The organism is Brevibacillus schisleri (assembly GCF_055685845.1).
Genome location: NZ_JBVNDM010000001.1, coordinates 5931245 through 5956997 on the forward strand (window position 1 = coordinate 5931245; position 25753 = coordinate 5956997).

Sequence of the window (25753 nt, forward strand, 5' to 3'; positions counted from 1 at the left end):
TGTTTTTGTAATGAAATGCACCCTGAGTCGTCAAATTACAAGTAGAACGTACAAAAGGTGGTTCAGCTATGGACAAAAACGGTTTAATGGAGCAATGGTTCCTGCGCTATGGCGATGATATTTACAAATTTCTTATTTACTACACAGGAACCCGTGATGTAGAAGACCTCGTCCAAGATGTCTTTTTAAAAGCGCTTCGGTCCCTGGACGCATTCGAAGGCAGGTCGCAACCGAAAACTTGGCTATTGACGATCGCGAGGAATACCGCCATCGATCATAAACGAAAGCAACGTCTACGTAACTGGCTGCCAGATAAATGGCTGGCGAATGTAGAGACGGAAGAAAAAACACCGGAAGAAATTCTGCACGTACATGAGGAGCAGCAGGCACTTTACCATGCAATCCGTGACGTAAAACCCGCTTTTCGGGAGGTGCTCATTTTGCGCGGAGTCAAAGGACTGTCCTCCAAGGAGACCGCTGAAATACTGGGGTGGTCCGAAAACAAAGTAAACGTGACATTGCACCGTGCCATGAAAGCCGTCAGAGAAATACTTGAGCGTGAGAAAAAGGAGATGATTGGCGATGCAATCTAATTCAGATCATGACTTACTAGCTAAATTAAAGGGGATGCCGGATATGAAAATGAGCGGAGAACAAAAGCACGAAATCGTTTCTGCTATTCGCCAAACAAATGTGAGCAAATCTGGGGGAACTGCTTCTTTTCGTGGTTTCTCTGCGCTTGGCAAGGGATTGGCCCTCTGCTCGGTACTTGCTGTGACCGTCTGGCTGGGAGCCTCACTCCTTACGAATCAACCGCAGAGTACAATGCCAGACACCGTTGCGCCTATTGCTCCTGGATCTCCTACCGCTTCTCCGGGACCAGCTCAAAACAACAGCGTAACAACACAGCCTATTCCGCAGTCAGAGGAGCTCTTAACACAAATTCGCTCGAATGCTCAAGAAGGCAGAGTTATCTCCCTTCCATTCGTTCTGGAAAAAACGACAGATGATGTAGAAAAGGGCTGGGGAAAGCCTGAGAAAACCTACACAGCAAATGGACTGATCTACTCCGCCTACCCGAAAAAAGAAGTCGTGTTTGGCTACAACAAAGGCATGCAGCTCGTAGACATGCATAGGACAGATGCTCGCTTTCAGCAAATTAGCCTGTCTGCCGTCGAAAAGAGCTGGGGAAAACCAAGCCGTATCAGCGAGTTTGGCGATCGTACGATTTATACCTATGATGTGACGAGCAAATATCAGGTCAAGCTAATCTTCCAAGGAACAAAAAGCACGAGCAAGGAAGACCTGATTCTTGTTGAATACCAGCTGTATTACCCGCAAGGAAACAAAAATCTCATGCTTTATGGGAACAATGCTGATTTGTTACAAAGCGTGCGTGATCTCGCCGGGAAAGGCCAAGTCTTTGGCAGTCAGTATCGTTTAGAAAAGGATGTATTCGATGACGCGGAAAAAGAGCTGGGCAAACCGGATGTCGTCTCTTTCGTCAATGGCATCACGTACAATACGTACCGGGATCTCAATCTTGTCTTTGCCTTTAACAAAGGAATGCAGATCGTTGATATTCGTTCCTATGACCCACGCTTGCAAGCAATCACACTTGCCGAGGTGCATAAAACACTTGGGGAGCCAACAAGCAAAGTCACAACCGGCGGCCAAACCATCTACACCTACAAAGTGACTCCTGATTACGAATTGAAATTCATTTTCTCAGGCATCATGACCGATGATCCAAACACAATCTACATCGATCACGTAAACATTTACTACCCACGTGGAACTTTCAACAACATGGCGGGGTAACCACACAAAAAAGACGGGAGCATCAGTCCCGTCTTTTCTCATTATTTACCGATGATGTAGCCTTCCAGCTCATCCAGTACTTTATTCGCTGCGATTACGCCACCGGAGGTATTCCAGATGGTGTCATCCACTTTGAACGCTTTGCCTGCTTTCACGACGTTCAGGTTTTTCCAGAGTGAATCGTTTGTCCACTCCTGCTCCAGCTTGGAAGCTTCGCCTTTTCCTGTTTCGTACGTGAAGTAGAACATGATGTCGCCGTCCATTTCTGGAATGCGCTCTTTGGTTACTTCTGCTGCGAAATCATCTTTGTCTTGGGCAGCTGGACGTGCAAGGCCAAGGTCTTTGAAAATCGCGCCAGTGAAGGTGTTTTTGTAGTAGATGCGAACTTTACCAGGCATGAAGCGTACAACGGATACTTTTGTATTCAGCTTGTCGCCCGCTTTTGCTTTAAACTCTTCTACGCGCTTGTTCCAATCAGCGAGGATTTTTTCACCCTCAGCCTTTTTGTTTACTGCTTCCGCGAACAGAGAGAAGTTTTCTTTCCAGTCGCCGCGTGGCTCTTCCACGAATACGGTTGGAGCAATTGCAGTCAATTGTTGATAAATTTTTTCATGACGGAATTTCATACCCAGAATCAGATCAGGTTTCAGTGCCGCGATTGCTTCCAGATTAGGTTGTCCTTCTGTACCAACTGATTTTGTACCCTCAAGGAAGGACTTTGTGAAATCGTAGAATTGTGTTGGATCATTAGCTGCACCTACAGCCCCTACTGGCTTCACACCGAGAGCCATCAGAGTTTCAATACCTTGGTTGGTCAACATGACGATACGTTCTGGTGTACCTTTGATGGTCGTTTCGCCCATCGCGTGTTTTACTGTGTAGCTTTGGCCGGAAGCCTCCGTATTGCCTTTGGCTTGATCAGCAGGCTTTTGTTCACTTGCTTGTGGAGTACCGCAACCGGTAACAACCAACAAGGTCGCCATTAAGACAGCAAAGAAAGCTTTACCGCCTGCGGTCCGATATGTACGAGAAAACATGATGAAAGGACCCCTTTCCCTTTTCTATAATGAGAATTCATATCAATGACAGAGTCTATCCTACCCCCCTGCCTGTCAAAAGTCAATCATAAATTGATAATGACTATCAACGTCATTGACACTTCCTTTATGTAGCTCTACACTTAACTATGAAACCATCTAAGAAATAAGGATGTAGCCATCATGAATACTTTTTTAGCTAGCAACTTTCGTAAAATTCTGGGACTGGTATTCGCCCTTCTCCTCCTGACTTACCTCAGTTATGCCAGCCTCATCTTTGGCGTCGTTGACACAAGTTGGCAAACTGCGATTGATGCCTACACGAATTTCAACGGCTCCAATGAACACATCGTCATTAAAGAAGTGCGAGTACCGCGTGTGCTCAATGCGCTAACGGTCGGTTTCTGCCTCGGCTTGGCCGGAACTTTGCTCCAATCCTTGACGAGAAACCCTGTTGCAGACGTTGAACTGTTCGGTCTTAATGCAGGTGCTTCTCTTTTTGTTGTGTTCGCCGTTACATTTGTCGGGATCAGCTCCTTGACCCAGTTTACGTGGATTTCCTTTTTAGGAGCCGCTGTAGCAGGTTTGATTGTTTACTTGCTCGGTTCATTCGGCAGAGATGGACTTTCGCCTGTGAAGCTGGTTCTGGCGGGTGCAGCTATCACCGCTTTGGCTTCCTCGATTCGACACGGCATGATGGTCCTGAATGAAAAGGCCACAGACGAGGTGCTTTTCTGGCTGGCAGGGTCAGTCGGAGGCAGAAAGCTGGAGTACTTAGCCACTGTCTTTCCTTATATGATCATCGCCTGGATCGCTGCATTTGTCCTCGCACGCCCGATTCAAACGTTGTTGATGGGTGATGACGTAGCAAAAGGTCTCGGACAGCGCACATTATTGGTCAAATTCAGTGTCGGAATCGTCATTGTTCTCTTATCCGGTTGCGCAGTTGCTGTTGCTGGACCTATTGGTTTTGTCGGTTTGGTCACACCGCACCTGGCCCGCTATCTCGTCGGAATTGATACTCGCTGGGTACTTTTGTACAGCGGTCTGCTTGGTTCCATCCTGCTGCTGTTAGCAGACATCGGCGCTCGTTATATTGCAATGCCTGCTGAAGTTCCTATTGGAGTAATGACAGCCCTGATCGGGATTCCGTTCTTCATCTATGTCGCACGCAAGGGGCTGGATAAATAATGAAAGACTACCTGTCTCTTCGAATCGGCAAGCGTTTTTCATCGTTTCAGCTACATAAAAAGACGATCTGGTTTTCGCTACTCGCCTTGCTGATCGTCATCACCGTAGCGGTTGTCAGTCTCGGAATGGGTGAAATGAAAATCGCTCCGCTCGATGTGGTAAAGGTTTTGTTGGGAATCGGTTCAGAAGAAAATGCTTTGATTGTAGAGCAGTTTCGCCTGCCACGCATCGTCATTGCCATTCTGGTAGGTGCCGCACTCGCAGTAGCTGGTGCCATTATGCAAGGTCTCGTCCGCAACCCATTGGCTTCCCCGGATATTCTTGGGGTATCGGGTGGAGCATCTGTTTTTGCAGTCGGCTTCTTGATGCTATTTGAAACAGTGAGCATCAAGTGGCTTCCTCCCATCGCTTTTTTGGGAGCAACATTGACGACATTCCTGCTGTACGCCCTCTCTTGGAAAAAAGGCGTCACGCCGCTTCGTCTCGTCATGATCGGTGTTGGAATCAAAATCGCTGCGGGTGCCATTGTCACCATGCTGATCATGTTCAGTCCGTTTTTGCTGCAAAATAAGGCATTGCTCTGGCTGACTGGAAGCATCTACGGCGTTGACTGGAATGACGTATTCATGATTTTGCCGTGGGTAGTCGGACTGATTCTCGTAGCGTGCTTGCTTGCAAGACGCGTGAACATTCAACAGCTCGGCGATGATCTGGCGACGAGTCTCGGCAGTTCCTTACAATTGGATCGCTTCCTCCTCCTCATGATTTGCGCGGCTTTGACGGGAACAGCCGTCTCTGTTGGAGGCGATATCAGCTTTGTAGCTTTGCTGGCCCCCCATATTGCCAAGCAACTGATTGGTCCGTCCTTTGGCGGTGCCATGACACTCTCGGCTTTCTTGGGTGCCATTATCGTATTGCTTGCGGATTTGATTGCCCGCATGGCTTTTTCACCAATCGAAGTGCCTGTAGGAGTATTCACCTCTGCCATCGGCGCTCCGTTTTTCATCTACTTGCTGTACAAAAACCGAAATCGCTAGGAAAGAACTTTGTCCCGCTGTGGGGGTGGGGAGGAAACAGGAGAAAACGCTCAGATTCTTGTCCCACCCGCTGAGGGATGTTTCGCTTTTTGCATTCCGTCTCGGTCGGTGTACCAAAGATCTTCGATTATTTCTCCTGTTTCCTCTACGAGCTTTCGTGCTAAACGAATTTTAAAAAGCCTTTAAAAGATTGAAGAATGTGCTCAGTAACGCTAGAGAAGAATATTTCCAGACGTAGCGACTTGTGGAGTCCTACCGAGCGGAGAAGGGATTCGCGGGCAATAGAAACGCAACCCTGCCCGAACTACGTAGCGGCTACCACTTTTGCGTTTCCCCGCGAATCCCTTCGGAGCGGACAGTCCCAACCCTCAGCGGGACGGAGCACTGAGCCTAGACTGGAAATATTCTTCTCCCCACCGCAGCCACATGCGACCCTGAATATATTTTTTAACTTCCTATACGTTGAAAGGAGTCCAACCCATATGCAAGCTTTGGAAACCCAACGGCTTACGTTATCGTACGGAGAACGCAACATCATTGAAGCTTTAGATCTAAACATCCCGCGTGGAAAAATCACCGTTTTCATCGGCAGTAACGGCAGTGGCAAATCGACATTACTGCGCTCTCTGGCACGTTTACTTAAACCAAAGGAAGGCGCCATCCTGCTAGAAGGAGAATCGATCGCGAAACGCTCTACCAAAGAGGTAGCCAAACGTCTTGCCATCCTTCCTCAAGGCCCATCTGCACCAGAAGGATTGACGATCCTGCAATTGGTCAAACAAGGACGTTATCCTTATCAAAACTGGCTACAGCAATGGTCGGAAGAAGACGAGCAGATGGTCAACAAAGCATTGGCAGCTACTCAACTCACAGATATGGCAAACCGCGCCGTCGACAGTCTCTCTGGCGGCCAACGTCAGCGCGCCTGGATTGCGATGACGCTCGCTCAAGGAACCGAAACCATTTTGCTGGATGAGCCTACGACTTATTTGGATATGTCGCATCAGATTGAGATTTTGGACCTGTTGTTTGAACTGAATCAAACGGAGCAGCGCACCATCGTCATGGTTCTCCACGATCTAAATCTCGCTTGCCGCTATGCCCATCATATCGTTGCCGTTCACAATCAGACCGTCGTGGCAGAAGGGTCTCCGAACAAAGTGCTGACGACCGACCTTGTCCGTACGGTTTTCGATATGGATTGCCAAATTACGCAAGACCCGCTGTACGGAACTCCTATGTGCATCCCGTACAGTAAAAGCCGTCTGGGCACTGTGCAGACCGAACGAAAAGCATTCGCCATGTCATAAGCCTCAATCAACAAAAAGACTGTCCATCGCGTAGTATGGGCAGTCTTTTTTTTCGTAGATAAAAGCTTGAACATGCAACGAATCGAGGCTTCTGGTGGCATATGTCTTTCATCCAAAAAACAGCGGCAGTCCTGGACTGCCGCATGCAAGCTTATTTCTTCAAGTTGTAGAATGCAGAACGACCACCAAAGCGAGCTGTATCAGCCAGTTCGTCTTCAATACGCAGCAATTGGTTGTACTTCGCTACGCGGTCTGTGCGGGAAGGCGCACCAGTCTTGATTTGACCCGCATTTGTAGCCACTGCGATATCAGAGATTGTGGAGTCTTCGGTTTCACCGGAACGGTGCGAAATCACCGCAGTATAACCAGCCAGCTTCGCCATTTCGATTGCTTCGAAGGTTTCTGTCAGCGTACCGATTTGGTTTACTTTTACCAGAATGGAGTTACCTGTAGAGGTCTCGATTCCGCGAGCCAGACGCTCGGTGTTGGTTACAAACAAGTCGTCACCTACCAGCTGAACTTTGCTGCCCAACTTGTCAGTCAGCGCTTTCCAGCCATCCCAGTCGTCTTCAGACAGACCGTCTTCAATGGAGATGATTGGGTATTTGTTTACCAGATCTTCGTAGAACGCGATCATTTCTTCTGTTGTTTTCACAACGCCTTCGCCTTCGAAGTGGTATTTGCCGTCTTTAAACATTTCTGTAGCTGCTACGTCCAACGCAAGGAACACGTCTTTGCCTGGCTCATAGCCTGCTGCCTTGATCGCATCCAAAATGGTTGTGATCGCTTCTTCGTTGGATTTCAGGTTTGGAGCGAAACCGCCCTCATCCCCTACTGCTGTGCTCAGGCCTTTTTCACCCAATACTTTTTTCAGGGAGTGGAAAATTTCCGCACCTGTGCGCAGCGCTTCCTTGAAGGAAGTAGCACCTACTGGCATAACCATGAATTCCTGAATGTCTACAGTGTTGTCTGCGTGCTTACCACCGTTCAGGATGTTCATCATAGGAACTGGCAACATTCTCGCGTTGAAGCCGCCGAGGTAGTTGTAGAGAGGAACGCCGAGAGATTCTGCAGCCGCACGTGCTACCGCCATGGATACGCCGAGAATCGCGTTTGCGCCCAGCTTGCCTTTGTTTGGCGTGCCGTCGAGCTGAATCATCGCCATATCGATGCCAACTTGATCCAGGGCATCCATGCCGATCAGTTCAGGAGCAATGATTTCATTCACGTTTTCTACGGCTTTCAGAACACCTTTTCCCAAGTAACGGGATTTGTCACCGTCGCGAAGCTCAACCGCTTCATACGCACCTGTAGACGCTCCAGATGGAACATCTGCGCGACCCATTGAGCCATCCTCGAGATATACTTCTACTTCCACAGTTGGATTACCGCGGGAGTCCATAATTTCGCGTGCATAAATGTCAGTAATCATTGCCATTTCTCGTCCATCTCCTTTTTTCAAGTGCACTTACAATCTATTTCGATTTAAACGACAACCTACCCTTACAGTGTGTCCCAGTGAAGCCTATTTTGCAAGTAACGATTTGCCTGTCATTTCAGCCGGTTGCGCTACCCCCAAAAGCTCCAGAAGCGTTGGCGACAAGTCGGCCAAAATACCGTCTTCGCGCAGAGTAGCCCCGTCTTTTGTCACGATTACAGGCACCGGATACGTACTGTGTGAAGTAATCGGACGTCCCGCTTCATCCAGCATCAGATCCGCGTTGCCATGGTCAGCTGTGATGACGGCTACGCCACCTTTTGCTACGATTGCATCGACGACTCGGCCTAAGCATGCATCCACCGTCTCGACTGCTTTGATCGTTGGCTCCATCATTCCGGAATGACCAACCATGTCGCAGTTGGCAAAGTTCAGGATGATCGCGTCAAAATTGTCTGCCTCGATCTCAGCGACAACAGCGTCTGTCAGCTCTGGTGCACTCATCTCCGGCTGCAGGTCGTACGTCGCCACTTTTGGCGAAGGAATCAGGATGCGCTTCTCACCAGGAAACTCTTTCTCACGCCCACCACTAAAGAAGAACGTCACATGCGGATATTTCTCCGTCTCGGCAATGCGTAGCTGCTTCAAGCCATGCTGGGAAAGCACCTCTCCCAATGTGTTATCCAGATTGGAAGGCTTGTAAGCGACATACCCGTTAACCGTCTCGGAAAAATGCGTCAGGCACACAAAATGCAGATCGCGCGGGCGCTCATCTCCGCGGTCAAATCCACGAAAATCTTCATTCGTAAATGCCTGCGACATTTGAATTGCACGATCCGGGCGGAAATTATAAAAAATAATCGAATCGCCGCTTTGAACGGTCGTCACTGGTTTTCCGTTTTCATCGAGAATCACGGTAGGCATGACGAACTCATCCATAATGGACTTTTCGTAGGATTCCTTAACCGCCTGAACCGGATCACGATAAGCCGGAGCATCTGCATACACCATGGCGCGATACGCCTTCTCTACGCGCTCCCAGCGCTTGTCACGATCCATCGCATAGTAGCGACCTTGTACGGTAGCAATACGGCCAACACCCAGCTCTGCAATTTTGGCTTGTAGCTGCTCGATATAACCCACTGCACTGTCAGGCGATACATCGCGGCCATCGAGGAAGCCGTGGATGAACACATCGGCAAAGTCCTGCTTTTTCGCCAACTCGAGCATCGCAAACAGGTGGTCAATGTGACTGTGTACACCACCATCGGACAAAAGTCCGAACAGATGGAGTTGCTTGCCGTTTTGCTTCGCGTGCTGGAAAGCAGCAATCAGTGTTTCGTTCTCAAAAAAAGCGCCTTCTTGAATCGACTTGGTAATGCGCGTCAAATCCTGATAAACGACACGCCCTGCCCCGATATTGAGATGGCCTACTTCGGAGTTCCCCATCTGTCCTTCTGGCAGCCCAACAGCCAACCCACTTGCCTCTAGTGTCGCGTGAGGGTATTGGTTCCAGTAACGGTCAAAATTCGGCTTGTTGGCTTGCGCTACTGCGTTTCCATACGTTTCGTTCCGCAGAGCAAAACCATCCACAATCAAAAGGGCAACCGGTTTTGGTCTTTGTGCCATTGCTTTCTCCTCCTATCGCGACGTTGCTCCTGCCACAAGCTGCAAGTAGCTATTCGCTACGAGACTCGCTCCACCAACCAATGCTCCGTCAATGTCAGGCTGTGCCATGTAGCTTGCGATGTTTTCCGGCTTTACGCTTCCGCCGTATTGAATGCGCACTTTCTCCGCTGTCGCTTGTCCGAAGCGTTCACCGATTACGCTGCGAATAATGGCAATCGTTTCATTGGCATCCTCTGCCGTGGAAGACTTGCCTGTACCAATCGCCCAGATCGGCTCGTATGCAATAACGGTATCCGCTACTTGTGCAGCATCTATTCCAGCAAAAGCACCCTCAGTCTGCGTACGGACTACGCTAGCTGTCTCGCCCGCTTCCCGCTGCTCCAGACTCTCACCTACGCACACAATCGGTACGAGACCTGCTGCTAATGCGGCTACAACCTTTTTGTTCACCGTCTCATCTGTATCATTGAAATATTGACGGCGCTCGGAGTGACCAAGAATCACGTACTCCACACCGATTTCTTTCAGCATGGACGCGCTGATTTCGCCTGTGAAAGCACCTTGCTCTTCAAAATGCATGTTTTGCGCCCCGATGGCAATATCCGTGCCCGCCAGCTCTTCTTTAAGTACAGCCAACGCTGTAAAAGGTGCGCAAATGACTTTTTGTACTCCGGAAGTATTATTGCTTGCCTTGGCTTCCTGCGCAAACGCTCTTGCCTCGGCCATCGTCTTGAACATCTTCCAGTTCCCCGCGATAATTGGTGTTCGCATGCAAACTCCCCCTCTTCGCTTTTATTGGTTATCTGCCAACACAGCTACGCCTGGCAGTTCCTTGCCTTCCATGAATTCCAGGGACGCTCCGCCGCCTGTAGAAATGTGTGTCATCTGCTCGGCTACGCCTGCTTTTTCCACAGCTGCTACGGAATCACCGCCACCGATGATCGTCGTACCGCTGCATGCTGCCATCGCCTTGGCTACGCCAATCGTGCCGCCTGCAAAAGCATCCATTTCAAATACACCCATCGGACCGTTCCATACAACCGTTTTCGAATCTGCAATGACGCTGTGGTACTGTTCCACTGTTTTTGGACCGATATCGAGTGCCATCCAGCCCTCTGGAATCGCATCAATTGCCACAACCTGCTTTTCTGCATCTGCCGCAAAACGGTCAGCTACCACAACATCAACTGGCATCAGCAATTGAACGCCGCGCTCTTTTGCCTGCTCCATCAACGTACGTGCGAGGTCGAGCTTGTCGTCTTCACACAGAGAAGCACCGATGCCATAACCTTGTGCTTTGAGAAATGTATTCGCCATACCGCCGCCGATAATCAGGTGATCGACTTTGGTCAACAAATTTTCAATGACAGCAATTTTATCTTTTACCTTTGCACCGCCGACAATCGCTGTAAACGGACGCTCCGGATTGGACAAGGCTCCGCCCATGAAGCGAATTTCCTTTTCCATCAGCAAGCCTGCAACGGCTGGTATGTACTCAGCGATTCCCGCTGTAGAAGCATGTGCCCGGTGAGCTGTCCCGAATGCATCATTGACAAACAGATCAGCCAAGGCCGCAAAGCTTTTTGCCAGTTCTGGATCGTTCTTTTCTTCTCCCGCATGGAAGCGCACGTTTTCCAACAGGATGACGTCGCCAGACTCCATTCGTTCTACTGCCGCTTCTACGTCAGCACCTTGGCAATCCTCCAGCTTACGCACGTCCTTGCCCAAGAGCGAGGACAGATGGGCTGCGACAGGAGTAAGGCGCATCTCTTCCACCACTTGGCCTTTAGGACGACCAAAATGGCTCGCCAGGATTACTTTGGCTCCTGCCTCCATCATGAAACGGATGGTTGGTACAGCAGCACGAATGCGTGTATCGTCGGTGATTACCCCGTCCTGCATCGGCACGTTAAAGTCGACACGGCAGAATACACGCTTGCCTGCCAGCTCAACATCGCGGATAGATTTCTTGTTCATGAACGATCCTCCCAAATCATTGGCTTTTTATTCGGAAAAAAGATATGGGAAAAGGGAGATTGCTCTCCCTTTTTTCCACAACAGTTCTATTTTACGTGTTAGAAGCCGCGCTGTGCAACATAATGACACAAGTCTACGACACGATTGGAGTAACCCCACTCGTTATCGTACCAGGAAACGACTTTCACCATGTTTCCTTCCAGTACCATTGTAGACAAAGCATCGATTGTGGAGGATGCAGGGTTTCCATTGTAATCAGAGGAAACGAGTGGCTCTTCGGAGTAGCCGAGAATGCCTTTGAGAGGGCCTTCTGCCGCTTCTTTCAGCGCGTTGTTGATTTCTTCAACAGTTGCGTCTGTCTTCAGCTCAACGACCAAGTCCACTACGGATACGTTTGGAGTTGGTACGCGCATAGCGAAGCCATTCAGCTTGCCTTTCAGCTCAGGCAGTACGAGTGCTACCGCTTTTGCCGCTCCTGTAGAGGTTGGAATGATGTTTTCCGCAGCTGCACGGGCACGGCGCAAATCTTTGTGCGGCAGGTCGAGAATTTGTTGGTCATTGGTGTAAGAGTGAACGGTTGTCATCAAACCGCGTACGATCCCGAATTTTTCATTGAGAACCTTCGCGTATGGTGCCAAGCAGTTCGTTGTGCAGGATGCGTTGGAGATCACAGTGTGTTGCGCTGGATCGTATTTGTCTTCGTTTACACCGATTACGACTGTTATGTCTTCATTTGTTGCAGGAGCGGAGATGATGACTTTTTTCGCGCCACCTTCCAGGTGCTTCGCTGCATCTTCGCGCTTCGTGAAGCGTCCAGTCGATTCCACTACGATTTCAACACCGTAATCTGCCCACTTGAGTTGAGCTGGATCGCGCTCTGCCAATACCTTGATTTCTTTTCCGTCTACGATGAGCGTGTTTTCGGAAGCTTCAACACTCACGTTCAAAACGCCATGAACCGTGTCATATTTCAAAAGGTGCGCCAGTGTGTGTGCATCTGTCAGGTCGTTGACCGCCACGATTTCTACATTCGGATTGTTCAGTGCTGCACGAAATACGTTACGACCGATACGACCAAATCCGTTAATACCTACTTTTACCATAATGTATACCTCCTGCTCATTAGCTAGCTTTATTCTTCATCGCGAGAAACCTGCCCTCTGGCGAAAACCAGCGGGTCGATAATATCGTAACAATCGGTAATAAGATTGGAAAAAACACAAAGGGCAATGTTTGGATCGTCGAAACACCTAAGGTGAGCGCCATCATCATCGATAGTCCGTTCCACGGAATCAGTACAGGCATGACAACTGTGGAGTCCAGCATCGTCTTGCCCAACAGCTCACGCCCTCCCTCCCATTTGGAGAACCTCCCTAGAAGAGTCGAGCCGAGAACCAGAATCGGAATGGTTTGATTACAGCTGATGATGACCACTAACAACGACAATGCCGCTGCTTTCGCTACCAATACCGTCTTATTTTTTGTATGGCCCATCATTTTGTCTACGATGGGAGTTAATAAATTGGCTCTGTTCAAAATGCCGTTTAAAAAGCCTGCGAGAATGATTAACGCCAGTACATTGAAGATGGCGAACATCCCGCCCCCATGGACCAGTTGATCCAGCGGCGTTCCTGAATGAAGCTCAAATCCAACTAGCATCGATGTAAAAAACGTCTTCACATCCAAATTCCCATTGATCCCGACTAGAATCGCACTGGCTCCGATACCGAAAAACAATGCCTTCACCGCTTTTACTCTCAGTGCAAAAGAGGCAATTAACACCACGAGAGGCAGCATGAGCAGCCAATGTACAGAAAAATGACTGACTAACAGCTCCTGGTACATTTGAATGGTATCCGTCGAGTTCGCTTGAGGTCGAAACAGATCAAGGATCAGGAAAAGTAACGCGCAAATCGCTACTGTAAACAAAGCAGGACGCCGCATTCTTCTTTCCTGCTCTTCTGTCATACCGACATTGGAAAGCACCAGTAATCGACTGCTGGATATCGGCGAGAAACGCTCCCCCACCATCGCTCCAGAGATGAGCGCGCCTCCTACGATCGCAGGTGATATCCCTGCTGCGTGCGCTATGCCCATTAAGGACAGCCCAATCGTACTCAGTGTACCGATTGATGTACCCAATAAATAACTGACGCCTGCGGTCAACAGAAAAGAGAGAACGAACAAATACTCGACATTCACAATCGATAATCCGTAGTAAATGATGGCGGGAATGGTTCCTCCCATCATTAATAGCGGAATCAAGAGTCCTACTAAAAACAGAATCGTAAGGACGGGCTTTGCCTTTTGGACACCTTCCCAGCCGTACACGAACTGCTGCTTCCACGGATAACCCAATCTTTTTACACTAACCAGTGTGACCAAGATCGCAAAAACAATCCCCCATGCGATCGGAAAACCGAGCGATAGGCTCAAAATGATACCAGCGATCATTGCCAAGATGGGTGTTACCGATGTGATAGACATGCGACCGACTTCCTTCCGTTACAATCGTGCGGACAACAGCGTATAAGCTGCCCCTTCGTCCGTAATGAGTACATTCTGACACGATTGCTTAGCAAAGGAAAGAATCGCTTTTGCCTTGCTTTCGCCCCCCGCAATAGAGAGCACTGTTTCTGCCTTGTGCACTTCCTCTAGCTGCAAACCAATTGTCGGCATTCTGTGGACCGTTTCTCCCGCTTCATTAAAGTAGTAGCCGAATGCTTCTGAGACAGCACCCGTCTCCACTAATTCCGCGAGTTCTTCCTCTGAATAATTCCGCCTTCTCGCCATCGTGACGGCATCCCCGATTCCATGCAAAACGATTCGAGTCTCGCCCAAGAGTGACAGCACATCCTGTACCTGCGGCTCTTTGACCAATGTCTGCAAGGCTTCTGGATGGAGGCGATCCGGTACGTGAAGAAGCCGATAAGAAGCACCTGTTTTCGCTGCCATGGCGGAAGCGAGCGTGTTCGCTTGTAGCTCTACGCGTTCTCCCAATCCACCGCGAGCAGGGACAAACTGAACGTTTTTGAACGAAGCAGAAGGCGTCAGATGACTTGCTACGCTGGCGATGGATGAACCACCTGTTACCGCGACAATATCGCCTTCTTGCACGACTTGTTTGAGAACCCTTGCCCCTACCCGTCCCAGCTCTTCCTTTACCCAAGGTGACTGGTCTGCATTGCCCTGCACCACAATGACTTCTGCTATGCCCAGCTTTTTTTGCAGGCGCTCTGCCAAGTCAGTAAGGCCGAATAGCTCTCCGACGAGAGGCTCCATGTCGTCCAAGACTTGTTGTCCTTCTTCACTCAGGCTCATTCCGGCAGCTGTTACATGAAGGAGCCCCGTCTCTTTTAGCAGTTCCACTTCTGCCCGCAAAATACGTTCAGTGGTATCCATGGCTTGAGCAAGACCTCTTCTGCCAATCGGCTGCAAATGATAGATGGATCGGAGCAACATGTACCGCTGACGCAAAACTTGAATCAAGTCAGGCAACAATTTTTGTTGCAGTTCCAGTAAACGTCGCATTTTACCTTCTTCCTTGGTTACAAATTGTTGATCGGGACGTTTTATGTCCCTGTATATACATTTTTTGTCCCACTTGGTGCAAAAAAAAGATCACTTGCTACAACTTGAATGTATCATATTTAACCATATCTTGCAAGTTCTCCTCTACCGAAGAAAAAGCACAGTTCTCTTCGACTCTGACATGCCAGCAGGGTAGATTCACTGTCCGTCTCCACTTCCAAAAGGGGACCGTCTAGCTACAGCCACCCTACGGGCGGAAGTTTCTCAGAGAAGAAGTGTTCGACAAGCGGGTCCCCTTTTGGAAGTTCCGACTGGGTTGGCGATGCCAAGGTCTACGAGCCCTGTGCTTTTTCTTCTCACCAGCTTTGTTGGTTCATCGGTACTTTCTAAAACTAAAAAACAGCCAATACCATAGCAATCATTTATGATAGAGCGGTACGTCTATGTAGTTCCTCGTGCAGCTCTTTTAGCGTCACCACATGTGTTATGGAACGAAAAACGATCTCTTCATCTATCTCGACTACGGGAATGACAAACATCATTTCCTCATGCAAAGCCGGATCACTTTCAATATCAACCATGCGCATACGAAGGGGGAACTCCTCCGCCAGAGAACGGATGTAGAGCTCCACCTCGTCGCACAAATGGCATTTTTTTCTCCCGTACAAAACGATTTCAAAAAGCTTTTCATTCATATATCGTTAAAACCTCTTTCGTTTAGCCGACGATGGGATCAGCATTTCTTCCCGATACTTGGCAACCGTTCGACGGGAGATCTCAATCCCCTCTGTTAGCAGCATCTCACCCAGCTTTTGATCAGATAACGGAGCTTTCCGATCTTCTTGCTCGATCAGTGCTTTGATTCTGCGCTTAACACTCTCAGAAGAAGTCGCTTCCCCACTAGAAGTAGAGAGTGCTGACGTAAAGAAATACTTCAACTCAAAGATTCCACGCGGTGTCTGGACATATTTGTTGCTGGTTGCCCGGCTGATCGTCGATTCGTGCAGGCCGACCCGCTCTGCTATTTCCTTTTGCGTCATAGGCTTTAAATAATGAATTCCCCGATCAAAAAACTCCCGTTGCATATCGAGGATAGCCTGTGTAACACGCATGAGCGTCAGGCGGCGCTGCTCCAAACTTTTTGCCAGCCACATGGCGGCATTCAGCTTATCGTGAATGAACTGTTTCGCTTCATCCTGACTTTTTTGCTGGCTCAGCATTTTTTCATAAAAGCTGTTGATTTTCAGCCGCGGTGCAGCAACATCATTGACCAATACAACATAATCATTCCCGACCTTTTCTACCGTCACATCTGGAATGACATATCTTGTCTCTACGGAAGAAAAGGCCGCCCCTGGACGCGGATTCAACGTACGGATCAGATCTGCCATCGTCTGTACCTCTTGCGGTGTACATCCGATTTTGTCTGCGATCCGCTGATAGCGATTGTCCGCTAAATCTTGCAGGTGGTTACGAACGACTTGCACGATCTTTTCATCATCAAGTGCCAAATGCTCAAGCTGCAGCAAGAGACATTCTTCCAGGCTACGTGAAGCTACTCCTACTGGATCAAAATGCTGCAAAACGGACAACACGTCTTCAATCTCCAGCATTTCAGCGCCTAGGCGCTCACTTGCTTCCTCCAGTGTAATTTCCAAATATCCCTTCTCATCCAAATTCCCGATCAAAAAGAGAGCGATCTGTTTTTGCAGCGACGAGAATCCTTTTACATAGCCGAGTTGACGCTCCAGATGTTCGTACAACGTCTCCGCACCTTGCTGGACGTAATCCAGCGGATTGTAAGTGCTTTCATTTTTCGACGAACCGTACTCACCTGTCGCGCGATTGCCCACAATTTCTTTCCAGTCAATCTCAGGAGCTGGTTTCTCTGCTTTTGCAGAAGCGACTTCTCCAGCCACTTCAAGGTCGAAAACAGGATTTTCATTGGCCTGATCCTGCAAATAGGAGATGAGATCAATGGCTGAATACTGCAATATGGTAATCGCTTGGCGTAATTCCGGCGTCATCACTAATTTCAGTGTTTGTTCTTGAAATAACCCCAATCCCATGTTCATGAAGCTCGCCTCCTTCGCACTTGCTCATGCTGCTCGATGACTCTTTATTTTCATTATATTCGTTCTCTCATGCAATTTTCCTGCCAATTTGATGAAACAGAACACAAAAAATGTCGAAAGATCTTCATCATTGGACTTTTTCACTTTCGCTTATTTTATCGCTAGTTTTTTCTGCTGAACTACTTTTTTTCGTTTGCATTGAGATTCTCGATGTTTTATAATAAAAGTTGTCGTCACAATATACGCCTGTAGCTCAGTGGATAGAGCAATGGTCTCCGGAACCATGTGCGGGGGTTCGATTCCCTTCAGGCGTACCATAATTGCTAATCAAAAGGCTGGATGCTTCCAGCCTTTTTTATTTTTCTATCCCTTCTATTAGTTGATATCCGTAAAGTTCTTCTCGATATCCTTCACTCATGAAAAAACGCAATACTCCCACATCTCCATTGCCGAAATCTTATATGAATATTTGGACGATCAGTATGTGAACTACTGGAAGATCATAAATGAAAAGAAATTCATCAACAGCCTCCATGTGCTTTTGATTGAGTGGACATTGAGACGATTTCAAGAGTCCTGTGAAGAGATGGGGCGACTTGCCTTTCAATTGACAGGCTCGATGCGAGAGCTTCTGCTTTAATAAGCTTCACCCTTATTGTCATACAATCCTTGTAATGTAATGAAATGCAGCCCGCCTCCTAATGGAGAACGGGTCGCATTTTTCCGTTAAAGATTAATTTTTGAAAAAACGGAGAGTTGCGCTACCCTGTATAGTCTGCAAGTAGCCAGTTGATCCTACTGATTAAAAATGGCTTTGAATGCGCAGGGTGCTGGGGCAATTGGGGTTGATTCAAATTTTTTAGCGCTATTAATGTTGATACTGTAACTTCCTTCTTCCGGAATATTAAATGTGAAATTAACATTCACTGGTTTAGACCAATAAGTATGGACTATCCCTCCGCCTTGTTTAATTACCATTATGTTGAATTCGCCCGGCGGTGAAGATAATTTACTTAATGCGAATTTGAATTCACCTAGTTTCGCATAAAAATTAAACCAGTCAAAATCTTTGTTGTGAGAAATCACACCATTATAGGTAACATTCGAATTGATATAAGGAGCAAACGCTGGATCATCATTGGGTTCATAGGGATCATTTGTGGAAGCAGTTTTCTGAGAACCATTAACATTTTTCGCAGGTTCCGCTGCCAGTGCAGATACAGAAGCAGATAATACGAGTGACAGGCTTAATAGGCTTGCTACGACTTTTTTCACGAATAAATCCCTCCAAAAGCTGTGATAGTAAGTACTGTTAATTCCCTTTATTTTTTGTAATAAATTGACAGATTAAACACAAAAACCCCCTGAAGCACTACTCTCCTTCAGGGCTCTCACTCAACTATCGATAAACACACTTCCAATTCCTACTGCTGGTTCCTCGTTTTATACAAAAGATAAACAAAGAACGGCGCTCCAATCGCTGCGGTAAAAATCCCAGCTGGCAAATCATGCGGTAAAAACACCGTTCTCCCAATCAAATCAGCCAAGACGACAAGCATCCCGCCCAAAACAGCGGAAGCCGGCAGCAAGTAACCGTACGCAGAACCTACTAACCTACGCGCAATATGCGGGGCCATCAACCCGATAAAACTAATTCCTCCTGCTACACCGACCGCAGCACCTGCCAAAGCCACACTGATCGCAATCAAGAGCAATCGCTTCTTATCAATCGCTACGCCAATGCCTTTGGCGATATCATCACCGAGCTCCTGGGCATTCAAATAACGGATTTGGAAAATCGTAGCGCCGAGAAACAATACGGTCCACGGAAGCAACGTCATGACATTTACCCACGACATACCGTACACAGTTCCTGTCATCCACCCGAGTGCATTTGAGGCTTTATGTGTTTGGGTAATCACCATGAAAAAGATCGTTAATGCCCCCATGCCTGCCGAGATACATACACCCACAAGTGCGAGACGAAAAGGGGAGACCCCCTCTTTCCACGCCGTGAGATACGTAAGCGTCGCGGTTAACAATCCACCGATCAAGGCCACCAATGGCATCCATTGTACACTTACATCCTTTGCGAATGTGATAAATGCTACCGCAGCTGCCGTTGCTCCCGCTGTAGTCCCGATCAAATCAGGCGAAGCTAACGGATTTCGTACCAAGGACTGCAAAATAGCCCCTGATACCGCTAGGGAAGCCCCCACCATGACTGAAACAACAACGCGAGGCAATCGCCAATCGAGCACGATCAATTCATTCTGTTCACTGCCCGCTCCCACAAAAGCTTTGACGACCTCCCACACAGGAATATGCAAGCTTCCTAAGCCAATACTCAATACAATCACAACAGATAACAGCAAAAATAATATGAAATTAATTCCCAACGCCCGCTTATCTACATGAAACGAAAGCGCTGGCTTTTTGGACCGAATGACTACATGTCTATGCATACGCCCTCCCCCTGACCAGCGGGATGATAAAAGCCACTCCGATCATAGCGGTTGCTACGCCTACTGGTACTTCCAGACGCATGGGCATCAATACAAGGCGAGAAAGCAAGTCAGCGCAAACCAGAAAAGCTCCGCCGAAAACAATCGAATAGGGAATCAACCATCGGTGATCAAGCCCGACTAAGAAACGACATAGATGCGGGATGATGATGCCCACGAATGCAATTGGTCCGGCGAGCGCGACACTCCCACCTGCCAAGAGCACCACGAGCAATAACGCAGTAGCTTTTACCAAGATAATCTTCTGGCCCAGGCCAGTCGCTACATCATCACCAAGTACCATCAAGTTTAACGAGCCGGTCAGTACCATAGCGCCTAACCAGCCTACTAGCAAATAAGGAATGATCATAAAAAAATGATCGAGCTGTCTCCCCTCCACAGAACCAACTAACCAGTAAAAAGCCTCTGTCATCGTCTTTTCTTGCAACAGCATAAACAGCGAAGTCACAGACGAAGCAAAAGCGGCAACCGCTGCACCCGAAAGTGTCAGCTTAATCGGAGTCATGCCTCCCCGCCCAGCGGAGGCCCATCCGTATACAAGCAGAGCAGTCACACCCGCTCCGATAAAACCTGCCCACATCATTTGCGACACAGGGAATTGCGAGCCAAAAACAACAATCGTCGTCACAATAGCTGCTGCAGCTCCAGCGTTCACGCCGATAAGAGACGGTGAAGCCAAAGGGTTACGAGTCAACGCCTGCAACAAAACACCTGCTACAGCGAGGCTGCTCCCCACTGCTACCGCTGTCAGTGTACGCGGCATTCGGGAAGTCGTAATAATCAAATGTTCCTCCGAACCGGAAAATTGAGTGTATGCCTCTACTGCAGTAGTGAGCGAATACCGATTGATTCCGAAAAGGATACTAGCCACCATCACGACTGCCAGGACGACGAGCCCTGCTATGAGTACAGTAGTCTTTTGCAGTCGGCTGGACAAAATCACATTCACGCCTGTTCCCTTCTTTCCGTTGCATTCTACCTATTCTGTCTATTCGCTACCTATGTATGTAAGTTTCTCCCACTAATCAGTCTAAGCTTGCGGATAGGGCTAGTCAATGATATTGATTTTTATTATCGTTATTGGAAAACCATCACAGTAATATCTATAGTTTTCCTCTCGTTCCAAAAAATATATTGACACATTGTCATATGAGCATATAAAGTAGTGAAGAAAAATGATAATCATTATCAATTAAAGGGGGATTTTCCATCATGCGCAAAACTTCCCTGCGTTTGATGCTCGGGGCTATGCTTTCCGCTGTCATGCTCGTAACAGGTTGCGGAGGACAGGCAACGCCTTCATCCGACTCGTCTTCTTCTACACCAGCCGCGTCAACAACTCCATCAGCACCGGCAGCGTCTGAAGAGAGAGAAGTAAAACACTTTATGGGGTCAACAAAAATAAAAGGAACTCCTCAACGTGTCGTCACTCTCACCAGTGAAAGCACAGAGGCTGTTCTCGCATTAGGGATTACGCCAGTTGGGGCTGTCATGAGTGGCCTCGGCAAACCCGGTGACCCATGGCATCCACATATTAAAGAAAAAATGAAGGATGCAGTTGAATTGGGTGACGAGAATCAACCAAACGTCGAGCTGATCGCCAGCCTGAAGCCAGACCTGATTCTGGGAACGAAAGGACGCCAAGGGCAAGAGAAAGTATACGCTCAGCTTTCCGCGATTGCTCCAACCGTCTTCTCCGAGGATCTCGTAGGCAGATGGAAAATCAACTTTGCCCTTTACTCCGAAGCGCTGAATAAAAAAGCTGAAGGCGACAAGCTGATGGCTGATTTCGATAAGAAGATTGAGGATGCAAAAGGAAAACTGGGTGACAAGACGAAGATGAAAGTCTCTGTGGTTCGTTTCGTAGCTGGCAAAACTCGTCTTTACTTGAAAGACACTTTCTCTGGCGTTGTTCTGAGCCAGCTCGGGTTTGCTCGACCAGCCTCCCAAGACATCGATGAGTTCAAAAAAGACATCCCCAAAGAGCTCATGTCCGAAATGGATGGCGACGTCATGTTTTACTGGATCGGCGATTATTCCGGTGATGGATCTGCGAATAAATACACCGAGGAATGGATGAAAGATCCACTCTATCAAAAGCTGAATGTCGCGAAAAACAATAAGGCATTCCAAGTTGACGAAGTGATCTGGAACGTAGGCGGCGGTATCCTTTCTGCCGAACTGCTTGTTGATGACATCGTAGAGCGTTTCTCCAAACTGTAGGCTATAAAAAAAAAGCAGGAGTGGTTGAGATAACCACTCCTGCTCTTTTGCCTGCTGGCATTATTGATCGAGTTCCTTACTTCCAGCAGTATCCTTACTGGGCAGAATCGGATCTATTTGTTCAGGTTTACGTGAATATGCTTTGTTTGTAACCAAAATCGTCACACCGATGATGACAATAAAAATGAGCACCAACGCAACGATAAAACCCGTTGTCATGCATACACCCCCGACTTTTTTCTAACTCTTATTATAGCTGATTTCCATGCGAGTCAGAACCTTCAGGCATAACCAATTCATTATAGAATAACAAACTATTCCAAATTTTGATAGGAAAATGGCTCCTATATCTCGAATAGTTACGACAATGCTATCTCACTCAAATACTTGATAGACTATGCGGGGGAATCTGATGAACAAGCTTAAAACCCCTTTCTTATGGAAAAAGAAACGCTCAAAAAAGGAAATCACACAAGTGTTATTTCCAGATCAAATATTAAAAGCATTTTTTCATTTTACGACGGATGCCATCTCGATTAGTGATCTCGATAACAATATCGTCTTGGTAAATCATGCGTTTGAGCAATACTACGGTTGGTCCATGGAGGAGATTTACGCTTCACCGCTCTGCTTTATTCCAGAAGAGTACAAGAGCGAGACCAAACAGTTATTTGATGCGGTCAGGAGCATGGGTGTATTACTAACCAATTACGAAACCATCAGGCAGCGAAAAGATGGCACGAAGATGGATGTCATTCTGTCAGCTGCTCCAATCAAAGACGAAACGGGAAAAATTATTGGTGCTTCCTGCATTACCCGTGACATTTCCGACCGCAAAAAAATTGAAGAGGCCTTGCGTCAAACCGAAGCCAAATATCGTCTCCTCATCGATCATACCCAGGATATCGTGACGATTTATGATTTATCCATGCGACGCATCTATGCCTCCCCATCCATCGAGCAATTGGGATTTGTTCCAGCCGAGGTTACTTCCCTTAACAATCTGCAGCTCACACATCCAGAGGATATCCCTATGTTCCGGGACAAATTTCAAGAGATCATGGCAACGAAACAACCCGTTCATTTCGAGACGCGCTATTTGGATAAGAATGGAAACGAGGTCTCCTTCGAAACACGCGGTATCCCCATTTTAAACGCAGTAGGAGACGTCCAAAACATCATGTTAGTCTCACGAAATATCACAGAACGCAAATACTCAGAGGCCGCCTTATTTAAAAGTGAAAATACGAACAAAATCATCTCAGAATACACAGATGATCTTATTCTGATTACGGACAAAAACGGGGATATCCTCTATCTCTCCCCTTCACATTCACGCGTAATCGAAACGAGTGAACATTGCCGTCAGCTCACCTTTGCCGAGATTCATCCCGAAGATCGCCAAACTGTCATTGACCACTTTCATCACTTGCTGGCGACCAAGGAAGCAAAGATATGCGAATTCCGTTTCCAGACGAAAAATAACAAATGGATCGTTCTCGAATCAAAGGGTGCCCCCATCCTGACGAAAACGGGAGATTGTGATGGCTTTATCATTGTTTCGCGGGATATTACAGAACGGCGACATAACGAGGAACTATTACGGAAGGCTGAGAAGCTGTCTGTGATTGGAGAGCTGGCTGCTGGAATCGCCCATGAGATTCGCAACCCGCTCACATCTTTGAAGGGCTTTATCCAATTTCTTTATCCGAGCATGAATGATAACCAGCAGTACGCCGACATCATGCTCTCTGAACTAGACCGAATCAATTTTATTGTGAGTGAATTGCTAGTCTTAGCAAAGCCTCATAGCATTCAAATCAAGCCTCTTCCGCTCATCCCGTTACTGGAAAACGTTTTGACACTTTTGAGATCGGAAGCAAATTTGAAAAACATCGATTTTCGGACCGCATTTGCTTACCATCCAATGATTGCGGGAGAAGAAAACCAACTCAAGCAGGTCTTTATCAACATCATTAAAAATGCTATCGAAGCGATCGATGGACATGGTGAGGTTGTAATTACCACCACCCTAAAAGATAATCATCAGGTGCTCATTACGCTCACAGATACTGGCTGTGGAATCTCTGAAGAAATGATTCACAAGCTGGGTGCCCCCTTTTTCACGACAAAAGAAAACGGAACTGGCCTCGGCCTCATGATCAGCAGCAAAATCATGAAAGACCACAACGGCAGCCTGGAAATTAAAAGCAGAGAGCACGAAGGTACAATGGTAGAGATAACACTGCCGATTGTACATGACCAAATTGGGTCATCCTAGAAAGGTGTACATCTCATCATCAGTGGAGGTGCCCTATGGATTTTACCAAAATGAGCACGAGTGAGTTCGTGGCCAAAATTCGCGAATCCCAAGCGAAAAACCTACGAAGCAGACAGCATCAGGGCTATGGTCATCCCGAAAAGCGGTTGCCTAGTAAGCAAGGTATTTAACAAGCAAAAGCCCACCCGTTAGCTCCTTTGGCTAAAACGAGTGGGCTTTTGTCATTGTTATTGTGGATCCTGTTTATTCAGGTTACGATCTCTTTCGGACTTTTGCTTCTGGGTGCCTTGGGTCTTGCTGCTGTGTCCTTGGTTTCCGCCATTCTTCGTATTTCGATTGTTTGACATCAGAATCCCTTCCTTTTCATTCTGGTATTCATGCCAAACGTAGTATGTCCCAAACGGCTTATTCATAATGAAGAATTACTTCGCTTCACCCATGAATACTTTCTTTCCGTCCTCATACTTGTACACGTATACGGAAGCAAAGTCGTTGTCGCCTTTTTCATTGAATGTTACGTTAACGAATTTGCCTTTGTAATCTTTGGTTTTGTGAACCGCTTCCAGCACTTGTTCACGCGTTGGCTTTTTGCCGCCGTTTGCTTTGATCGCTTCTTCCAAACCGTTCAGCATAACACCCATGGAGTCATAACCAAACGAAGTGAAGATCCCTACTTTGTTGCCAGTCGCGCTCTCGAAGTCTGTGATCCATTTCTTGCCGTCTTCGGTAGCACCAATATCGCCAACCGTAGAAGTAAAGACTACGTTATTGGCATTTTCCGCACCAGCAATTTTCACCATGTCAGCGGAGTCGTAGCCATCGCCACCCATGAAGACACCTTTGAAGCCTTTTTCACGCGCTTGTTTCACGATGATCCCTGCATCAGAGTAGTACCCACCGAAGTAGATCATCTCTGGATTTTTCGCAAGGATTTGGGTGATGATCGCACTATAATCCTTCTCGCCTGCTGTTACCCCTTCATAGCCGAGAACTTGTACGCCGTCTTTTTCAAATTGCTTTTTCACTTCTTCCGCAAGACCTTGTCCATAAGCAGCCTTGTCATGCATAACGAATGCCGTTTTTACATTCAACTGATTTTTGGCAAAAATCGCAGCCTTGGAGCCTTGTTGATCATCACGCGCACAAATGCGGTGTACGATCTGTTTGCCTTGCTCTGTCAAATCTGATCCCGTTGCGGAAGGAGATACCATTACGAGCTTCTCTTGCTCGTATTGCGCTGCTGCTGTGATCGAAGCACCTGTTGTAGCATGGCCTACTACTCCGACTACATCAGGATTCGAAATCAACATTTGTGCGACTGCTACCCCTTGTTTCGGGTCAGCTTGGTCGTCTTGAGCGGACAATTGAACGTCAAAGCCAAGTGCTTTGAATGCCTCTGCCTTTTCTTTCAATGCATATTCAGCACCAGCTTTTGCTGTGCTTCCGTAATCAGAATACTGACCAGACATCGGACCAACTACAGCAACAACGAGCTTCTCAGTAGCACCACTTGCACCGCCCGTGCTTCCTCCGCTATTGTTGCTCGGCTGTGGCGTCGCGCTTTGGCTACCAGTCCCCGCACCACCACCGCAGCCCGCGAGCAATGTGCTCAGAGCAAATGTTGCAGCCAGTATCGACAATGATTTCTGTTTTTTCATAGCAAAAATCCCCCTCTTTA

Annotated in this window: 24 protein-coding genes and 1 tRNA gene; 10 read left to right on the forward strand and 15 right to left on the reverse strand. The window is 47.7% G+C overall.

What is annotated here, in order from left to right; genetic code table 11:
• Window positions 1-68 precede the first annotated feature (68 nt).
• Complete coding sequence (locus ACUUHJ_RS28075) at window positions 69-593, forward strand: RNA polymerase sigma factor (RefSeq protein ID WP_064203217.1); 525 nt, start codon at window positions 69-71, stop codon at window positions 591-593.
• Window positions 583-1821, forward strand: a complete 1239-nt coding sequence (locus ACUUHJ_RS28080) for a YjgB family protein (protein WP_472300611.1) — start codon at window positions 583-585, stop codon at window positions 1819-1821. Before ACUUHJ_RS28075 ends, ACUUHJ_RS28080 begins: the two co-directional genes overlap by 11 nt.
• A 41-nt stretch (window positions 1822-1862) precedes the next feature.
• On the opposite strand, the gene ACUUHJ_RS28085 is transcribed toward ACUUHJ_RS28080, so the two are convergent.
• On the reverse strand, window positions 1863-2858 hold the full coding sequence (locus ACUUHJ_RS28085; RefSeq protein ID WP_289674806.1) for an ABC transporter substrate-binding protein: 996 nt from the start codon (window positions 2856-2858) through the stop codon (window positions 1863-1865).
• Window positions 2859-3041: 183 nt separating this feature from the next.
• Here ACUUHJ_RS28085 and ACUUHJ_RS28090 point away from each other — a divergent pair, with 183 nt between their 5' ends.
• The 3 genes from ACUUHJ_RS28090 (at window position 3042) to ACUUHJ_RS28100 (ending at window position 6396) form a co-directional block, all read left to right on the forward strand.
• The gene (locus ACUUHJ_RS28090) at window positions 3042-4049 is read left to right on the forward strand and encodes a FecCD family ABC transporter permease (protein ID WP_173627938.1); all 1008 of its coding nucleotides are present in this window, start codon (window positions 3042-3044) and stop codon (window positions 4047-4049) included.
• Window positions 4049-5086, forward strand: coding sequence for a FecCD family ABC transporter permease (locus ACUUHJ_RS28095; RefSeq protein WP_142498179.1), 1038 nt, complete (start codon window positions 4049-4051; stop codon window positions 5084-5086). The genes ACUUHJ_RS28090 and ACUUHJ_RS28095 overlap by 1 nt, the downstream gene beginning before the upstream one ends.
• Window positions 5087-5568: 482 nt before the next feature.
• Window positions 5569-6396: an ABC transporter ATP-binding protein gene (locus tag ACUUHJ_RS28100; RefSeq protein WP_289674808.1), complete on the forward strand. Its 828-nt coding sequence runs from the start codon at window positions 5569-5571 to the stop codon at window positions 6394-6396.
• A gap of 151 nt (window positions 6397-6547) precedes the next feature.
• On the opposite strand, the gene eno is transcribed toward ACUUHJ_RS28100, so the two are convergent.
• The 9 genes from eno to rpoN all read right to left on the reverse strand — a co-directional run bounded on the left by eno (window position 6548) and on the right by rpoN (window position 17046).
• Window positions 6548-7834 carry a phosphopyruvate hydratase gene (gene eno, locus ACUUHJ_RS28105; protein ID WP_015893463.1) on the reverse strand — a complete coding sequence of 429 codons (1287 nt, stop codon included), beginning with the start codon at window positions 7832-7834 and terminating at the stop codon, window positions 6548-6550.
• Between the two features lie 87 nt (window positions 7835-7921).
• Window positions 7922-9463: a 2,3-bisphosphoglycerate-independent phosphoglycerate mutase gene (gene gpmI / locus ACUUHJ_RS28110; protein WP_289674810.1), complete on the reverse strand. Its 1542-nt coding sequence runs from the start codon at window positions 9461-9463 to the stop codon at window positions 7922-7924.
• A gap of 12 nt (window positions 9464-9475) precedes the next feature.
• The gene (gene tpiA, locus ACUUHJ_RS28115; protein WP_472300613.1) at window positions 9476-10234 is read right to left on the reverse strand and encodes a triose-phosphate isomerase; all 759 of its coding nucleotides are present in this window, start codon (window positions 10232-10234) and stop codon (window positions 9476-9478) included.
• Window positions 10235-10255: 21 nt separating this feature from the next.
• Entirely contained in the window at window positions 10256-11440 is a 1185-nt protein-coding gene (locus tag ACUUHJ_RS28120; RefSeq protein ID WP_472300614.1) for a phosphoglycerate kinase, read from the reverse strand.
• Window positions 11441-11538: 98 nt separating this feature from the next.
• Window positions 11539-12543: a type I glyceraldehyde-3-phosphate dehydrogenase gene (gene gap / locus ACUUHJ_RS28125; protein ID WP_007720484.1), complete on the reverse strand. Its 1005-nt coding sequence runs from the start codon at window positions 12541-12543 to the stop codon at window positions 11539-11541.
• Between the two features lie 19 nt (window positions 12544-12562).
• The gene (locus ACUUHJ_RS28130) at window positions 12563-13927 is read right to left on the reverse strand and encodes a Na+/H+ antiporter NhaC family protein (RefSeq protein WP_472300616.1); all 1365 of its coding nucleotides are present in this window, start codon (window positions 13925-13927) and stop codon (window positions 12563-12565) included.
• An 18-nt stretch (window positions 13928-13945) separates the two neighbouring features.
• Window positions 13946-14971 carry a sugar-binding transcriptional regulator gene (locus tag ACUUHJ_RS28135; protein WP_015893468.1) on the reverse strand — a complete coding sequence of 342 codons (1026 nt, stop codon included), beginning with the start codon at window positions 14969-14971 and terminating at the stop codon, window positions 13946-13948.
• 422 nt (window positions 14972-15393) lie between these two features.
• A complete protein-coding gene (locus ACUUHJ_RS28140) occupies window positions 15394-15666 on the reverse strand; it encodes a glutaredoxin family protein (protein ID WP_289674816.1) in 273 nt (90 codons plus the stop codon).
• Window positions 15667-15672: 6 nt separating this feature from the next.
• Window positions 15673-17046 carry an RNA polymerase factor sigma-54 gene (gene rpoN / locus ACUUHJ_RS28145; protein WP_289674817.1) on the reverse strand — a complete coding sequence of 458 codons (1374 nt, stop codon included), beginning with the start codon at window positions 17044-17046 and terminating at the stop codon, window positions 15673-15675.
• Window positions 17047-17288: 242 nt separating this feature from the next.
• Here rpoN and ACUUHJ_RS28150 point away from each other — a divergent pair.
• Window positions 17289-17363, forward strand: a tRNA-Arg gene (locus ACUUHJ_RS28150).
• 167 nt (window positions 17364-17530) lie between these two features.
• On the forward strand, window positions 17531-17686 hold the full coding sequence (locus ACUUHJ_RS28155) for a hypothetical protein (RefSeq protein WP_289674818.1): 156 nt from the start codon (window positions 17531-17533) through the stop codon (window positions 17684-17686).
• A 155-nt stretch (window positions 17687-17841) separates the two neighbouring features.
• Here the strand turns inward: ACUUHJ_RS28155 and ACUUHJ_RS28160 are convergent, their stop codons facing one another.
• From ACUUHJ_RS28160 to ACUUHJ_RS28170, 3 genes are all read right to left on the reverse strand, one after another.
• The gene (locus ACUUHJ_RS28160) at window positions 17842-18321 is read right to left on the reverse strand and encodes a hypothetical protein (RefSeq protein ID WP_472300618.1); all 480 of its coding nucleotides are present in this window, start codon (window positions 18319-18321) and stop codon (window positions 17842-17844) included.
• A gap of 149 nt (window positions 18322-18470) precedes the next feature.
• Window positions 18471-19511 carry a FecCD family ABC transporter permease gene (locus tag ACUUHJ_RS28165; RefSeq protein ID WP_289674820.1) on the reverse strand — a complete coding sequence of 347 codons (1041 nt, stop codon included), beginning with the start codon at window positions 19509-19511 and terminating at the stop codon, window positions 18471-18473.
• Window positions 19504-20520, reverse strand: a complete 1017-nt coding sequence (locus ACUUHJ_RS28170; protein ID WP_472300619.1) for a FecCD family ABC transporter permease — start codon at window positions 20518-20520, stop codon at window positions 19504-19506. Before ACUUHJ_RS28170 ends, ACUUHJ_RS28165 begins: the two co-directional genes overlap by 8 nt.
• A gap of 263 nt (window positions 20521-20783) precedes the next feature.
• Between ACUUHJ_RS28170 and ACUUHJ_RS28175 the strand changes: the two genes are divergently transcribed.
• Window positions 20784-21794, forward strand: coding sequence for an ABC transporter substrate-binding protein (locus tag ACUUHJ_RS28175; protein WP_015893475.1), 1011 nt, complete (start codon window positions 20784-20786; stop codon window positions 21792-21794).
• Between the two features lie 60 nt (window positions 21795-21854).
• Here ACUUHJ_RS28175 and ACUUHJ_RS28180 read toward each other — a convergent pair whose 3' ends face one another.
• On the reverse strand, window positions 21855-22013 hold the full coding sequence (locus ACUUHJ_RS28180; RefSeq protein ID WP_015893476.1) for a hypothetical protein: 159 nt from the start codon (window positions 22011-22013) through the stop codon (window positions 21855-21857).
• 193 nt (window positions 22014-22206) lie between these two features.
• On the opposite strand from ACUUHJ_RS28180, the gene ACUUHJ_RS28185 reads away from it, so the two are divergent.
• Together ACUUHJ_RS28185 and ACUUHJ_RS28190 are read left to right on the forward strand one after the other, a co-directional pair.
• On the forward strand, window positions 22207-24075 hold the full coding sequence (locus tag ACUUHJ_RS28185) for a PAS domain-containing sensor histidine kinase (protein ID WP_289674821.1): 1869 nt from the start codon (window positions 22207-22209) through the stop codon (window positions 24073-24075).
• Window positions 24076-24110: 35 nt separating this feature from the next.
• Window positions 24111-24245, forward strand: a complete 135-nt coding sequence (locus ACUUHJ_RS28190) for a DUF4023 domain-containing protein (protein WP_015893478.1) — start codon at window positions 24111-24113, stop codon at window positions 24243-24245.
• Between the two features lie 252 nt (window positions 24246-24497).
• Here the strand turns inward: ACUUHJ_RS28190 and ACUUHJ_RS28195 are convergent, their stop codons facing one another.
• Window positions 24498-25733, reverse strand: coding sequence for a branched-chain amino acid ABC transporter substrate-binding protein (locus ACUUHJ_RS28195; protein ID WP_472300620.1), 1236 nt, complete (start codon window positions 25731-25733; stop codon window positions 24498-24500).
• Window positions 25734-25753: the final 20 nt, after the last annotated feature.

Bases quoted from the DNA above. Each gene is read 5' to 3' on its own strand.
- ACUUHJ_RS28165 (WP_289674820.1), bottom strand. From the start codon at position 19,511: ATGCATAGACATGTAGTCATTCGGTCCAAAAAGCCAGCGCTTTCGTTT.
- ACUUHJ_RS28135 (WP_015893468.1), bottom strand. From the start codon at position 14,971: ATGCGACGTTTACTGGAACTGCAACAAAAATTGTTGCCTGACTTGATT.
- gap (WP_007720484.1), bottom strand. From the start codon at position 12,543: ATGGTAAAAGTAGGTATTAACGGATTTGGTCGTATCGGTCGTAACGTA.
- ACUUHJ_RS28195 (WP_472300620.1), bottom strand. From the start codon at position 25,733: ATGAAAAAACAGAAATCATTGTCGATACTGGCTGCAACATTTGCTCTG.
- ACUUHJ_RS28075 (WP_064203217.1), top strand. From the start codon at position 69: ATGGACAAAAACGGTTTAATGGAGCAATGGTTCCTGCGCTATGGCGAT.
- ACUUHJ_RS28190 (WP_015893478.1), top strand. From the start codon at position 24,111: ATGGATTTTACCAAAATGAGCACGAGTGAGTTCGTGGCCAAAATTCGC.
- eno (WP_015893463.1), bottom strand. From the start codon at position 7,834: ATGGCAATGATTACTGACATTTATGCACGCGAAATTATGGACTCCCGC.
- ACUUHJ_RS28095 (WP_142498179.1), top strand. From the start codon at position 4,049: ATGAAAGACTACCTGTCTCTTCGAATCGGCAAGCGTTTTTCATCGTTT.
- ACUUHJ_RS28100 (WP_289674808.1), top strand. From the start codon at position 5,569: ATGCAAGCTTTGGAAACCCAACGGCTTACGTTATCGTACGGAGAACGC.
- ACUUHJ_RS28080 (WP_472300611.1), top strand. From the start codon at position 583: ATGCAATCTAATTCAGATCATGACTTACTAGCTAAATTAAAGGGGATG.
- gpmI (WP_289674810.1), bottom strand. From the start codon at position 9,463: ATGGCACAAAGACCAAAACCGGTTGCCCTTTTGATTGTGGATGGTTTT.
- ACUUHJ_RS28085 (WP_289674806.1), bottom strand. From the start codon at position 2,858: ATGTTTTCTCGTACATATCGGACCGCAGGCGGTAAAGCTTTCTTTGCT.
- ACUUHJ_RS28120 (WP_472300614.1), bottom strand. From the start codon at position 11,440: ATGAACAAGAAATCTATCCGCGATGTTGAGCTGGCAGGCAAGCGTGTA.
- ACUUHJ_RS28185 (WP_289674821.1), top strand. From the start codon at position 22,207: ATGAACAAGCTTAAAACCCCTTTCTTATGGAAAAAGAAACGCTCAAAA.
- ACUUHJ_RS28090 (WP_173627938.1), top strand. From the start codon at position 3,042: ATGAATACTTTTTTAGCTAGCAACTTTCGTAAAATTCTGGGACTGGTA.
- ACUUHJ_RS28175 (WP_015893475.1), top strand. From the start codon at position 20,784: ATGCGCAAAACTTCCCTGCGTTTGATGCTCGGGGCTATGCTTTCCGCT.
- rpoN (WP_289674817.1), bottom strand. From the start codon at position 17,046: ATGAACATGGGATTGGGGTTATTTCAAGAACAAACACTGAAATTAGTG.
- ACUUHJ_RS28130 (WP_472300616.1), bottom strand. From the start codon at position 13,927: ATGTCTATCACATCGGTAACACCCATCTTGGCAATGATCGCTGGTATC.
- ACUUHJ_RS28140 (WP_289674816.1), bottom strand. From the start codon at position 15,666: ATGAATGAAAAGCTTTTTGAAATCGTTTTGTACGGGAGAAAAAAATGC.
- tpiA (WP_472300613.1), bottom strand. From the start codon at position 10,234: ATGCGAACACCAATTATCGCGGGGAACTGGAAGATGTTCAAGACGATG.
- ACUUHJ_RS28180 (WP_015893476.1), bottom strand. From the start codon at position 22,013: ATGACAACGGGTTTTATCGTTGCGTTGGTGCTCATTTTTATTGTCATC.